Origin of the sequence: Campylobacter concisus (genome assembly GCF_902460705.1) — a bacterium.
GTDB lineage: Bacteria > Campylobacterota > Campylobacteria > Campylobacterales > Campylobacteraceae > Campylobacter_A > Campylobacter_A concisus_Z.
This window is the reverse complement of sequence record NZ_CABPUP010000001.1, coordinates 720,959-734,740: the sequence shown is the minus strand read 5'-3', so window position 1 is coordinate 734,740 and position 13,782 is coordinate 720,959. Positions and strand designations below refer to the sequence as shown.

13 protein-coding genes and 1 pseudogene are annotated in these 13,782 nt (G+C 36.7%); 3 read left to right on the top strand and 11 right to left on the bottom strand.

All coding sequences use genetic code 11. The features are described 5' to 3' along the window. A pseudogene (locus F3G75_RS09290) lies at positions 1–519 on the bottom strand (GGDEF-domain containing protein); the annotation flags it as partial. A 131-nt stretch (positions 520–650) separates the two neighbouring features. Here F3G75_RS09290 and F3G75_RS03520 point away from each other — a divergent pair. Then, positions 651–1,190: a hypothetical protein gene (locus F3G75_RS03520; protein ID WP_149716571.1), complete on the top strand. Its 540-nt coding sequence runs from the start codon at positions 651–653 to the stop codon at positions 1,188–1,190. Here the strand turns inward: F3G75_RS03520 and F3G75_RS03515 are convergent. Further along, a complete protein-coding gene (locus F3G75_RS03515; RefSeq protein WP_223154381.1) occupies positions 1,183–2,865 on the bottom strand; it encodes a putative bifunctional diguanylate cyclase/phosphodiesterase in 1,683 nt (560 codons plus the stop codon). The two genes, F3G75_RS03520 and F3G75_RS03515, sit on opposite strands and share 8 nt — an antisense overlap. A 654-nt stretch (positions 2,866–3,519) precedes the next feature. Continuing rightward, positions 3,520–5,361 (bottom strand): invasion protein CiaB, encoded by a 1,842-nt coding sequence (ciaB, locus tag F3G75_RS03510; RefSeq protein ID WP_149716569.1) that lies wholly within the window; start codon positions 5,359–5,361, stop codon positions 3,520–3,522. Between the two features lie 90 nt (positions 5,362–5,451). Here ciaB and F3G75_RS03505 point away from each other — a divergent pair, with 90 nt between their 5' ends. Both F3G75_RS03505 and F3G75_RS03500 read left to right on the top strand, forming a co-directional pair. After that, positions 5,452–5,865 (top strand): acyl-CoA thioesterase, encoded by a 414-nt coding sequence (locus tag F3G75_RS03505; protein ID WP_021091795.1) that lies wholly within the window; start codon positions 5,452–5,454, stop codon positions 5,863–5,865. A gap of 148 nt (positions 5,866–6,013) precedes the next feature. Beyond that, entirely contained in the window at positions 6,014–6,652 is a 639-nt protein-coding gene (locus tag F3G75_RS03500) for a Crp/Fnr family transcriptional regulator (protein ID WP_107696032.1), read from the top strand. A gap of 94 nt (positions 6,653–6,746) precedes the next feature. On the opposite strand, the gene F3G75_RS03495 is transcribed toward F3G75_RS03500, so the two are convergent. From F3G75_RS03495 to hyfE, 8 genes are all read right to left on the bottom strand, one after another. After that, positions 6,747–7,613, bottom strand: a complete 867-nt coding sequence (locus F3G75_RS03495; RefSeq protein ID WP_149716568.1) for a formate/nitrite transporter family protein — start codon at positions 7,611–7,613, stop codon at positions 6,747–6,749. A 163-nt stretch (positions 7,614–7,776) separates the two neighbouring features. Further along, on the bottom strand, positions 7,777–8,223 hold the full coding sequence (locus F3G75_RS03490) for a hydrogenase 3 maturation endopeptidase HyCI (RefSeq protein WP_021091859.1): 447 nt from the start codon (positions 8,221–8,223) through the stop codon (positions 7,777–7,779). Continuing rightward, entirely contained in the window at positions 8,223–8,567 is a 345-nt protein-coding gene (locus F3G75_RS03485) for a formate hydrogenlyase maturation HycH family protein (RefSeq protein WP_021091884.1), read from the bottom strand. The genes F3G75_RS03490 and F3G75_RS03485 overlap by 1 nt, the downstream gene beginning before the upstream one ends. After that, positions 8,564–9,388 (bottom strand): NADH-quinone oxidoreductase subunit B family protein, encoded by an 825-nt coding sequence (locus tag F3G75_RS03480; RefSeq protein ID WP_021091627.1) that lies wholly within the window; start codon positions 9,386–9,388, stop codon positions 8,564–8,566. Before F3G75_RS03480 ends, F3G75_RS03485 begins: the two co-directional genes overlap by 4 nt. After that, positions 9,385–9,924, bottom strand: a complete 540-nt coding sequence (locus F3G75_RS03475; RefSeq protein WP_087586107.1) for a formate hydrogenlyase complex iron-sulfur subunit — start codon at positions 9,922–9,924, stop codon at positions 9,385–9,387. Before F3G75_RS03475 ends, F3G75_RS03480 begins: the two co-directional genes overlap by 4 nt. Then, the gene (locus F3G75_RS03470) at positions 9,921–11,657 is read right to left on the bottom strand and encodes a hydrogenase large subunit (RefSeq protein WP_149716567.1); all 1,737 of its coding nucleotides are present in this window, start codon (positions 11,655–11,657) and stop codon (positions 9,921–9,923) included. The genes F3G75_RS03475 and F3G75_RS03470 overlap by 4 nt, the downstream gene beginning before the upstream one ends. Further along, entirely contained in the window at positions 11,654–13,135 is a 1,482-nt protein-coding gene (locus F3G75_RS03465) for a hydrogenase 4 subunit F (RefSeq protein WP_087577837.1), read from the bottom strand. Before F3G75_RS03465 ends, F3G75_RS03470 begins: the two co-directional genes overlap by 4 nt. Before the next feature lie 2 nt (positions 13,136–13,137). Next, positions 13,138–13,782, bottom strand: coding sequence for a hydrogenase 4 membrane subunit (gene hyfE, locus F3G75_RS03460; RefSeq protein WP_072594544.1), 645 nt, complete (start codon positions 13,780–13,782; stop codon positions 13,138–13,140).

The following is a 13,782-nucleotide window of genomic DNA, read 5'->3' as shown; positions in this document are numbered from 1 at the left end:
AGTAATAAAAAGTATAAGAAAATTTATGGCTACAATAGAGAGAAAAACAATATTTGATCTATTATTTATCATTGATGAAATATCTATTTCGTCAAAAATACCATATATTAAAATTACTATTAAAAAAAAGACACTTATGCTATCCATAATGATGGCCAATTTTTCTTGACTGGCTGCAAATTTTGAATACAAAAATATACTAACGCCAGCTAAAATAGATATCATCGGCAACATAAAAAACACATCAAGATATGCATAAGAACTATGAGCCCGCAATAGCACATCTTGATTTAACACCATTAATGCATCGCAAATAGACCATAAAAAAACACCAAAACATATTGCAAGCCAATGCGTTATTTTGGTTTTTACTTTATCCATTGAAGTATAAATGCCAAAAGTTATCATAAAGAAACCAAGCAAAATAGATATTTTTCCAATTAGATTATAGTCTAGTAAAGATGCTAATAGTGCAAATACGAATAGCGCTACAACTGCAACTAATATCCATTTTCGCATGCCAGTTATAGATGATTTTGATATTAAAAAAATAGTGTCCCTCTCCTAAGAAATAGTCCAAATTATACAAAAATTGACTTTGCTTTTGGTTATAATTTCCCAAAAAATTTTAAAATTCACAAAGGTATCTTATGAAGTGCAATATCGTCATAAATGGACAAAATTTAATAGATTATAAATCTTTTATCTTATTTTTCTCAAAGGCGGCAAGAAAGCAGTATTTTATAAACACTTTTATGATATTTACCGAAGCCATCATAGCTGGTTTTGTTGTAGATATGCTATTAAAAAGTAAAATTTTTACTGTTATCGGAGCTGTTTTTGCTATATTTTGGATCATTTTTTATCCTATTTTTTTAAAAAGAAGTCGCATAGCTGCATTAAAGAGAATTGAAATTTCAGATGTTCAAAAGCAAATGAATTTTGAAGTAAATGAGAATTTTCTGGCTTACTATGAAAACGAACCCAAAGAAAATGAAAAATTTGACCTAAATAAAGTTAGTGAAATTTATGAACTCAAAAATATCTTTATCATTTTTTTAGAAGAAAAAATTCATCTAATAATCCCAAAAGATGAAGCTAGCTCAAAAATGATAAATGAGCTGGCCAAACTTTGCCATAAAGATATTTTGAAATTTGAAAATTTTAGCGCAAAAAGCGTGCTTAAATAGCACTTATTATAAGCTTTTCAAAATCCTCTGCACTCATTGGCTTGCCCCAAAGATACCCTTGCACCTCATCGCATCCAAGCTCTCTTAAAATTTCAAGCTGGGTTTCATCTTCGACGCCTTCAGCAATAGTCTTTAGCTCCACATTTTTAGCCAAAGCTATAACGCTTTTTACCACGTCTTTATCTATATCATTTTTAGCAATATTGTCTATCAGCTCTTTAGCGATCTTTAGGCAACTCATAGGATATTTTTTGATATAACTCATCGATGAAAAGCCTGTGCCAAAATCATCTATTGAGATACAAATTCCTCTATTTGAAAGCTCAGATAACGCACTTTGCATCATCTCTTCGGCATTTACAAGGCTAGCCTCAGTGATCTCAACATCTACACAAGATGGATCGATGCCGTATCTATCTATATAGCTTAAAAATTTAGATGCAAAATTTATATTATCAATCTGTTTTGGTGAGATATTTATGCCTATTTTTAGGTTTGTATTATATTTCTCATTCCAAAAGGCCATTTGTTTTATAGCATTTTTTGCTACCCATTTTCCTATCGCATTGATAATAGAGCTTTGTTCGGCTATTGGGATAAATTTTGATTGATCTACCGGACCTTTTATAGGAGAGTTCCACCTAACAAGAGCCTCTGCTCCTACTATTTTTTTACCTTCTATTAGATACTGGGGCTGAAATTTTAGCTCAAATTCTTCATCAAAGCTTATGCTATTTAGCAATATTTCTATATAGTTTCTATCCTGAATCATGTTTTTTATATCACTATAAAAAACATACTTTTCAGATACATCTTTCTTTGCTGCTTCTAGTGCTGCTTCTGATTGCATGATAAAATCATCAGCCAAAATTTCACTAGTTTGTGTCGAGCTAATCCCTATTTTCGCATCAAGTACAATTTTATAATCATCTATAACGATTGGCTCTGAAATAGCTTTTAGTAGATAGCGTAAAAATTCCCTGCAATGTACATTTTCATTTTGCTTAAGAACAACGATAAAGTCATCTCCACCAGACCTTGCAAATAAGGAATCGTTTGGTGGCAATATTGACTCAATGTTTAAAGCAAACTTTGCTATTACATCATCACCGATATAGTGCCCATACGAGTCATTTATCGCTTTAAAATGGTTTATATCGATACTATAAATATCTATCTTCTCGCCAAGTGCCTTTGACTTTATCAACTCTTCAAGCTTTGCGATAAAATACTGGCGATTTAGAGCATTTGTCAAATAATCATATTTACTGATCCTTTGTAAGTGTCTATTTGTCTCTTCAAGCTCTTTTACTTTACTTTCTATCTGATTATTTAACACTTTTTTGATATGTATTTCACGTTTAATTAAAATGTCCATCTTTCTAACATTAGAAAATGTATAAGATAATGCTCCGTATGCAAGCAAAGTAACTAAAATAGAAAATAACCATGTCAAATTTATCTTCCAAGAGTACAAGATCATAATCGTCAAAAATACGGCGAAAACAAATAGCTTTTGTATTAAAATTTTATCAAAATCGTTTCTGAGTGCCCTAAATTTTAGATTTGCCTCGCCCTCTCTTAAATGAAGCGTAGCAACAAACAACATAAAAAATAAACTCTTAAATACAATGTCGTATCCAAAAAATGATATTTCATCTATCCAAAAATCCATTGTAGTGGTAAAAATATCATAAGTGCTTATTGCAATAAGCGCTATCAAGCATAAAAGTATAGATAGTCTTCTTTTTGAAAATTTAAGTGAAAAAAATGCAATAAATGAAGTACAAAACATAAACAAATCTATGGCGATGTAACTTAGATTAAAAAAATCTTTTTGGCTTAAAACTTGAGTTAAATTTCTATTAAAAATCATAAACCACATAAAGCTAAAATATATTGCAGAAATAGAAATTGAGTCCACAAATACTTGCATTAAAAATAAATTTTTCAAATTTTTGATCAAAATGTAAAAAGCGGAAAATGCAAACATAAAATATGAAACTACGTATGAGATTTGTATAAAATTGACTTTAGAAAGAAATTGTTTAAGAAAACCAACCTTATCATATAGCATCCACATAATGTCTGATGCTACCCAGCAAGTAAGGCCTAATAATATATATATCCAATATGTTTTTAAATTTCTTGTCTCTTTTAGCTTTAAAAAGATAAATAATGTGATCATAAAATCAAATAGGGTAGTAATTATGTCTTCATAAAAACCACTAGCAATAAAATAACTAACAACATATACACAAAAAAGTATCAACATAAATACAAAAGATACTTGATTTTCGTTGCTTATTTTACTTATCATGTTCCGTCTTTATATATCTTTCTCTGCCTTTTTGGCTAAACTTTGCCATCTTTGCCACTCGCCACTATCATCGACGTCGTTGCCGATAGCTTCGTATCTAGCGTAAAAATGCTCAACAAATTTCTTACACTCTTCATCTTTTGGCAAATAGCTTAGTTCATCTTTTTGGCAAAATTTCTCCAAAAATGTGCTCGCATCAACTTTTTTAGCGTATGTTTGCGCTAGATCGTAGTAGTTTTCTAAGCAAATTTCTTTAAATTTAGCGTAAGCTTGCTCGCTCATATCCACGCTTAGTTTGCCATCAAATTTAAGCACGCCAGCCCTAAAAAGCAAGCTAAGATGTATGAGTCCCTCGCAGTAATAAGCCCTCACCTCATCGACCTTTCGCCACGCGATAAGCCCAACAGCACGAGCTATTAGCTCATGAAAAACGGCCATTTTATACTCCGCCTCTTCGTGCAAGAAAAAATTTACTAACCCACCAGTCGTCGCCTTATACTCTTCTATAAATTTAAAGACGCCACTTTTATTCATCATCATCTCAGTATCAAGCCCGATAAAGAGGATGTGTCCAAACTCATGGCCGATCGTTGAAATTTCATAGACTTTTTTCCAAATTTTTGGCTTTAAAAATAAAATTTCCCTACCAAAATCTAAAAATTCTTTACTAAAAATTTCAGCCCCAAGCTTCATAAAAGGCTTTGCCTTTGCGCCCTCATAGACGTGATTTACAAAGGCAAAAATTTTCTTACCACATTTTGCGCTCACGCTCTCATCATTTGGCACGACCTGAGCGCTAAAAAGCCCGTTTAGCTCCGCGCCGTAATAGATCATCGGCACGCTTATATAAAGCTGCGTTCTAGCGATATTTTCGCTAACTGCCTTGTTTGTCTCGGCATTATCAAATTTGATCTTTTCGCAAACGCTTTTGTAAGTTTTTGTCACTTTTTCTTTAAATTTAAGCTCATCAATGCCCTCGCTATCAACCAGCCTGATATCCCACTCTAGCGCAACTGCGTGCGTGTAGGCATCCTCGTAGTACTCTAGTGGATGACCCGGCTGAAGCGCACCTTTTACATCCATCCACGCTATCTCAGCCTCTTGCCAAGCGTTTATCACCTTTGCATTATCTTCTTCACAAAAGGCATTTTGTAGCTTTTCAAGGTATTTTACGTAAGATTTTTGCTCGTCGTTTTTGGCTAAATTTCTTAAAATTTCAAGATTTTTAACAAAAACACTTTTAAGCTCTCTAACCTCATCTTTAAAAGCAAGTGCGTAAGGCAAAAAGCTAAATTTATCACCTTCCTTTACTACCGCGCCATACGTTCTATCAGCCCTTACGCCGTTACTATCACACTGAAATAAAGTATTTTTAGTGATAAACTCATTTGCATCGCTTAAATCTTTAAATTTAGCTTCAAACTCTTTATTTGTAGTGTCGATAATACGATCCTGCCATGAAATTTGCCACGAATTTAGGCTTAGACCAAGCTCATGCATCGCCTGCACAAAAGCTTGGTTAAACGGATCTAAAATTTTCTCTTCTTTGGCCTTTTCTAAAAGCTTGGCGTGCAGGTTTTCATATAAATTTCTAACGTAGCCATACATTAAATTTAGCACTCGTTTTTGCTCGTCTTCGCCTAAATTTAGCTTTTTTAGATCATTTTGAAGCGGATCAACTTTAAGATCTACTATCCTTCTTGCAAGGGCTAGTTTTTGGCTTGGTGTGCCAGCAAGACCACAAATTTTAACAGCCTCATTTATGATATCATCATCTAAATTTTTATAAATAGCATTTAGCTTGTTTTTTTGCTCTTTTGTAAGTTCATTTAATCTTTTAAAATCGTTCATTTTTTCATCCCCTGAAGTTGCAAGATTTTAGCATAAAGCCTTAAAATTTGCTACAATCAACCAAAAATTTTAACATCTAAAAGGCAAAAAATGGATATTTTAAAAGATTTTGGTGAGCCGCGCATAAAACAAGTTATGTTGCCAAAAGATACAAACTCAGCTGGAAATATTTTTGGTGGCTGGATAATGAGTCAGATCGACCTTGCAGGTGCACAAGCTGCAAGAGAAATTTCTCCTGAACGCGTTGTGACGATTTCTATGAAAGAGATCATTTTCAAGCAACCTGTCTTTGTTGGCGATGTGCTAAGCTGCTACGCTAAAATCATCTCTGTTGGTAAAACCTCAATAACAACGCAAATAGAAGTAACCGCCCTTAGGCTAAATCCGGGCGGATATAGAGAAACTATACACGTTACTAGCGCTACCGCAACTTACGTAAGCGTGACGAAAGATGGACTTAAAAAGCCAATCGATGAGAAGTTAAAACAACTTCATGGATTTTAAAAATTTGGTTGCGATTTATGCAACCAAATTAAAAAATTAATACTACTTTTAAAAATTATTGAAATTCATAAACTAAAAGCAATATTTTTCAACTTCTTTAAATGCTTTGTGAAGTAAAATCAGGCTCTAAACATTTTTTGGGAGAAAAATGAAAAAATCACGTTTAGGCCTTTTGCAAACACAAATTTTAGATATCCTAACTCAATCCGAGCTTGATAAATTTGAGTACAAAAACCTTCCAAAAACAAGCATCATCTACGCAGAAGAGATCAAAATCATCATTTTAAAAAGTGGCTGTGCAAAGCTTTCGTTTTTTGAAGATGGGGAAGAATTTATCCTTTACCGTTTGGAAGCAAACAACATTGCTGTTCTTGATGATAATTGTGCTTTTGAAATTTTAGAAGACGCAAAAATTTACTCCATAAACTTAAGCGAAATAAGTGAAATTTTATCAAATGTAAATGTTGTAGATGAAATTTTAAAAGCGGCATTAAACGCCATCATCGTACAACGCCAGATAATAAAATCTATACTTTTTGAAGATGCAAAGGGTAGGATTGCAAATTTTTTAATCGAACTTGCAAAGGAGCAGGATCTAAAGCAAAATGGATATCACTACATATTTTTACCATTTTCTCTAAAAGTACTCTCAAGCTTCGTAGGACTTAAAAGGCAAAGTGCTTCAACTGCATTTAATGAGCTTATAAAAAACGACATCATAAGAAAAATAACGCCACATGAATTTTTGATCATAGATTACGAAAAGCTTGAAAGTTACACAAACTAAAAATCAAAAATTTTTAATAGATACAGAGATGGCTACCTAGTAAAGGGTGGCTTTGAAGGATTAGTCTTTGCCAAGAAGCAAAGACTAAAAATTTTTAAGCTTTTTTCTTCATATCGAATTTATTAGCCATAAAGCCAACTAAACCAACAAAGAAAAGTCCGCCGCAGATATTACCAAGTGTAACTGGAACTAAGTTTTTACCGATGAAATTTCCCCAGTTTAAAACTTCTAGTTTTTCAGCCGTGATGCCATGTCCTAAAGCCGCAGCTGCAGCAGCGATATCTCCGCCGTTTGCCGCGATATAGTGAGCTTTTGAGATGATGGCTTCAGTGATTATGAACATATTTGCCACGCAGTGCTCCATTGAGCAAGCCACAAATGCGCCGATCATCCACATAATGGCAAAGAATTTACCAGATAGATTGCTCTCACTTGTCGCAGTCCAAATAGACATACAAACAAAGACGTTACAAAAAATTCCGCGGATAAATAGCTCATGAAATGGTGCTGTGATCTTGCCAATACCAGCTGGTATAAAGTGATGTAAGATGTAGCCATCATACTTTAGTGGCAAGCCTGAGTAGTAGTACATATAAGCGATCAATGCGCCACCAACGAAGTTAAATATCCAAACAATAGCCCAGTATCCGATAGTCTTACCTAGTTTTAGCTTGCCTTCATATGCGCTAACACCGCTTAAAACAGAGCTTGTAAAGAGGTGGCCGCCATAAAAGACAACCATCATAAGACCACAGCTAAATGTGATACCGCCGATAAAATTTGAAAGGCCAATAGACTGATTTTCAGCCATACCAACTGTTGAGTGAGCCCAGAAAATATCACCCATAGCAATAGCAGCTCCAGCCATGATGGCAAGAAAAATAATACTTGCAAGTGGCATATGAGCCTTATGCTCCATAGAGCTTGAGACCGCTTGAGCGGTTTCTGCCGGATTTAACATCACATTCTCCTTTTTATTTTCAATCTCGCAAATGAGCCAGGCTCATCTTGGCGATCAAAGTTTAACACTTTGCAAAATCACTAAAGTCAAATCACTGCTTGCGATTAAAAGCAAAATTTTGCCTTTAGCAACCAAAAAGACTAAATTTAGCTATTTGCTAAATTTAACCGACTAAATTTTTATCAATCTCTACAATTCTTAAAAAAGCTTTTCTTGCACTTTTTTTAGCCTGCTCGCTTAGTCCCTCTTCGAAATTTAAGACATTTTCGAGCAAGACGCTAATGCCAAGAAAAAGCGTCTTTGGACAAATTTTACGCAAATAGCTTAAAAGCACTGGCGTTGGGAGATTGTGAGTCGAGTAGATGTAGTCTCTATCGTCACTTAGGTCGAAAAACTCTATCTTATCCTCATCAAAGCCGCTCATCGCATCAACTACTATCAAGATATCAGGCGCAAATTCTCTAATGGCCGAGAATTCATTCTCAGGCACATCTTGCCCAAAAAAGACCTTCCACTCTTTTAGCTCGGCCTCTACGATGCGGCCTACTTCATTACCCACATCATCATCGCCACGCATAGGATTACCGATGCAAAGGATGGCCTTTTTCATCAAAAGTCCTTCCTAAGCACGATATATCCCTCTTTTAAATTTGCCAAAATTTCTTTAAGCTTACACTCACAAAGCTGCGGCAAGAGTTTAGCAATATGCTCGGCAAAAATTTCAACTTCAAAATATTTGCTTAAATTTCCGATCTTAAATTTCACGTATTCGCCTGAGTTTTTGATCATCTCGTCAAATTCCTCATCGCTTAGCTCTAAAATTTTCTCGCTAAAATCAATTGTGCCAACGCCATGTCCCACGCAAGTGGAGAAAATTTTTATCTCCTTTAGCTCGCGTGGAAGCTTGTCGTTGTCGTCCATATGCCTTTTTGTAAGCTTATAAACTTGTATCATCTCTTACTCCAAACCTCACTATCAACGTCTATCGCAAAGCTTTTATCAGCTTTTGCATATTTTAGATAGACATCATTATGCAAAAGCCCCATGCACTCAGCATATCTAGGATCTTCCTCTTTTTTGATAGCTGTAAGCACAGCCTCTCTTGAGATGCTTGGGTCATGGACATCTTTTGAACATTTGATAGCATTCATATATTTTTCAAAAAGGATTCTACCAAAGATATAGCTCATTAGCCTTCTGCTTTCAGCTTGCAAGTCGCGCTCAAATAAAATATCACCTATGACCGACTTCTCAACTGAAGGTGGCAATGTATTATCTTCTTCATAGCTTTTTTTATGAAGCTTTTGATCTATGATACCAAGAGCCATACCAAGGCCGTAAATAATGCTTGCTGGGTGTGGAGGACAGCCTGGGATATAGACATCAACTGGGATTATCTTATCGATGCCGCCCCAAACGCTATAAGCGTCGTGGAAAATTCCGCCACTGCTTCCGCATGCACCAAGAGCAACTACGATCTTAGGATCTGGGGTCGCCTCATAAGCACGAAGAAGTGGATAATACATCTGTCTTGTTACAGGACCAGTACAAAGCAAAATATCAGCGTGTCTTGGGTTTGCAACAAGTTTAAAACCAAAACGCTCAGGATCCCACATAGGTGTAATAGCTGCAAAAATTTCTATCTCACAGCCGTTACAGCTTCCGCAGTCGATCCTATAAACGCTAAAGCTTCTTTTGATATTTTTTAGATGCTCTAGCTTTGCAGTTAGATCATTTGCTGTTTTTATGTCCTCTGGGACTTGATATAGACTCATTTTATAGCCTCCTCAATGCCTTTTGTTAGCCTCTCAGCGGATTGATTTTTCTTGCACTCTGGGCAGATATAAAGGTAGTCTTTTGCTTCTTCAAGTCTGCCTGGGAGTAAATTTGCTGTGCCAAGCTTTTCAAGGGTGAAATTTATAAGCCTTTTTGGTGTAAATGGCTTGCCGCAGCATTTGCAAGTTTGCATCTCAAGCTCGCCTCTTTGTATAAGAGCACTCTTGTCAAATTTAACCGCAAGCTCAAAGCTATCGCTAAGTCTTACGGCTCCAGTTGGGCAAACCTCATCGCAGCGACCGCAAAATATGCAGCGCCCGCAGTCAAATTCCCAAACAAGCCTTGTTTGCTCATCGTTCATCTTAAGCTCTATCGCGTTACTAGGACAAGCGATACCGCAAGCTGCACAACCTATGCAAAGATCGTATGTATAGTTTGGCTGACCACGGAAATTTTCAGGAACAATATATGGCTCAAATGGATAGGCGTATGTCGCTTTTCCATATTTTTCTGTGATGTCAAATAACTTCATCATCTTAAATCCTTTTTACTAACCCCGCCATCTTGACAGAATTTTTTAAGGTCTTTCTCTGTTAAAATTTTGCTCTTTTTAGTCCTTACATCGACTAATGTAACACGCTCAGTGCATGAGTAGCAAGGGTCAAGTGAGCAAACGATAAGCGCAGCGTCACTTATGTTGTTTCCTCTGAATTGATATCTTAGGCTTGGCCAGTTGTTATAAGTAGCCGCTCTACATCTCCAGCGATATACTTTTTGAGCACTGCCTTGCATGATCCAGTGAACATTCTCGCCACGTGGTGCTTCATCATGACCAAGTGCAAAATTTTCAGGTTTGATCATAGTCACAGGATCGATCATGATCGGAGTTTGAGGCATTAGCTCAAAGCATTGGCGGATGATGTGGATAGAGCTTTTTAACTCTTTATATCTAACCATCTCACGAGCAAAAACGTCGCAACCATGCTCAACTGCTACTTCAAATTCTATCTGTTTAAAAAAGTCGTATGGGTGATCGTAGCGGTTATCGCGTTTAAAGCCAGAGCCTCTCATATTTGGACCAACTGGGCTAAAGTCACGTGCTATTTGGCGGTCTAAGATACCCACACCTTTCCAGCGTCCGATTTGGCGTTTATCCTCCATAACTGCGTCCCAAATTTCTGAAATTTGAACGTCAAGTTTATTTATGATCTCGATACCTTTTTTGATCTCTTGATTTGTCATGTCACGTCTTAAACCGCCCATAACGACGTTGCCATATGTTTTACGGCCGCCAGTTACTAATTGAGCTAGCTCCATAGAGTACTCACGAACCCTAAAGATGTGCATGAAAGCGTTGTAGTTACCAGTGACCTCACAAGCTAGACCGATATTTAAAAGGTGACTGTGAAGACGCTCGATCTCAAGACAGATGACGCGTATAGCTTGAGCTCTTAGTGGAATTTCAAGCTTGATAGCTTTTTCTGCTGCTTCGATACACGCAATGGCGTGAGCATAACCACAAATTCCACAAACACGCTCTGCAAGATAGCCCATTTGATCATAGTTCATTCTATTTTCAGCTAGCTTTTCCATACCGCGGTGTTGATAAAAGAGGCGGTAGTCAGCGTCGATGATCTCGTCGCCGTCACAGAAAAGTCTAAAGTGACCTGGCTCATCTGAAGTAATATGTAATGGTCCAAGTGGCACATCAACTACTGCATCACCTGTTGGGAACAAAAACTCAGAATCAGGCTCATCTCTATGATCAACTGGATCAGGGCGGTAGCGATAATCCATCGCATCTTTTCTAAGTGGGTGAAGTCCATCTGGCCAGTCATCACTTAAAACTAGACGCCTTTTATCAGGCAAACCTTCAGCTACAAGGCCAAACATATCATAAGCTTCTCTTTCATACCAAACACAAGCTGGCACTAGCGGAGTAACTGATGGAAATGTCGGATCGCTTCCTGGGATAAGGGTTTTAACAGTGATAAAGCACTTATCCTCAGCTGCAAAGTCGTCCACTTCAGTCATCTTGCTACCTTCCATTGAGATAGCGTAGTAAAGCGCATAGCTGCCATTTATCTGGCGCTCGTCATTTGGTATCATTGTGCTTATAAAGCCGCCGATATCATAGTAGAGCGTTTTAACAGCTAGTGGAAGATCGTTTCTATCAACCAAAACTGTGATCTGATCGTCTGCTTGACGAGTTACCTCTAAAATTTTTACCTTGGTTTTTAGGATTTCAACAAATTTATCGCCTCTCATTTTAAAGCTCCCATCATTATATTAACACCGTTATCTACTAGCGTATAAAAGCTATCTACATGCCATACGCCAAAGATTATGATAAGGGCACAAAGTGCTATAAGAGGTAAATTCTCTAACAAACTCATCTCTTTATTATGAACAACCACACCTTTTGGTTCGCCAAAGCTTGCCATGTTAAAGTGTGCAAAGTCAGCTATGAAAATAACTGCAAGTGCAATAGCAAATAGTGCAACTGCGATATATTGACCACTTGTGATAGCTCCTACAAAGACGTTATATTCGCTAACAAATATAGCAAACGCTGGAACACCAACAAGTGAGCAAACAGCCGCGCCAAACATTATAGTGGTGATCGGTGCGATCTTAACCATACCACCCATCTTGCTCATATCTTTGTGACCGTAAATTCTTGCGATATTGCCTGTTGAGCAAAATGCCAAAGCTTTCGTAAAGCTGTGAGCCAAGCAGTGAAATATCGCTGCAAATAGACCAAATTTACCGCCAACACCAAGTGCAAATGCGATAACACCCATGTGAACGATTGAGTGGTACGCAAACATTCTTTTTACGTTGTGTTGTCTGATTAGGAAAAATCCCGCTACAAAAAGAGTGATAGTTCCTGAAACGATCATTATGCCCTCAACAAAGCTAAAGCCAACAGCTTGAGCAGTGATAGCGTAGTATCTTAAAAGAGCTAGCATCGCACATTTTAAAAGTACACCTGAAAGCAATGCTGAGATAGGTGCTGGACCTTCAGCGTGAACATCTGGTAGCCAAGTGTGAGTTGGAGCAAGACCAGCTTTTGTACCAAAACCAATTAGAGCAAATACAAAGATAAGTTTTGCTGCGTCTGGGTTTAAATTTTTAGCATTTGCCATTATTCCAGAAAATAGCATAGAAGCTTCGCCATCTCCTAGAGTGCTAAATGTGGCTGAATATAAAAGAACAGTCGCATAAAGTGCAAATGCTAGGCCGATTGAGCAAAGAACGATGTATTTATAGCCACTTTCTGTTGATTTTTGATCTTTGTGGATAGCGACTAAGAATACTGAAGCAAGAGTTGTTGCCTCAATAGCTGCCCACATAAACGCAACGTTGTTGCAAATAACGCTTAAAGTCATTGTAAAGATAAATACATGGCTTAGTGCGTAGTATTTTTTAAGATCGCTTAAGTGGATGTGTCCGTCTTCAAGTTCCCATCTCATGTAGTGGATAGAGTAGAAATTTACTATAAATCCAGTTACAGCGATAAGCACCAAGAAAACACAGCCTAAGCTATCTAAAAACAAAAATTTATCAAAACTATAAAAAGTTCCGCTACTTAAGACTTTAAGAACATTGTTAAGTAAAGCCACCGATGTCGCAGCAGAAAACAAAACGTGAAGTCCGCTTAATACCGCATAATTTTTAGGACTCAAAAACAAGACCAAAGCACCAAGGAGCGGTAAGATAAGTATTAAAGCTAAACTATCCATCTCTAACCCCTTAAATTTGAAGCTTTAGAAGTATCTAAGCTATCATAAGCTTTATAAAATCTAATCGCTAAGACGCTCATGATGATAACGGCAAATATCGCATCTGTTAAAATTCCAAGCTCAACTAATTCATGTGAGTTATAAGCCATTAGAGCAAGGCTTAGGTGGATACCGTTTTCAAACAAGCAGTAAGCTAGAATTTGTTTTATAAATGAGTTTCTTAGCATGAAACCAAAAATTCCCATCATAAAGACCGTTCCAGCTGCGATTAGCATGATCTCTTCTTTGATAAGAGAGAATTTTAAAAATATAGGGTGGATGCTCATTGAAAGAGCTAGAGAAAATCCCATAGCAATAACAGGGCTTACAAAAAATCCACCAACTGGCTCATCTTCGCTAACTACACCAAGTTTTTTGATAAGCCAGAATAAAATTCCTGGCACAAGCAAAACTTTGGTAAAAAATGCAACGATTGCCCAAGTTTTGAGCTGCTCGGCGTTAAATTTCTCAGATAGCAAGAAAAATATACTAACTAAAAGTAGTGTTTCAATCGCATAAGCGATGATTGAGAGTTTTAAGCTTCTAAGACCAAAAACCGCAAGCGAAGTTACGATCATGCAAATGGCTAAAATATCAAGTGTTTGCAT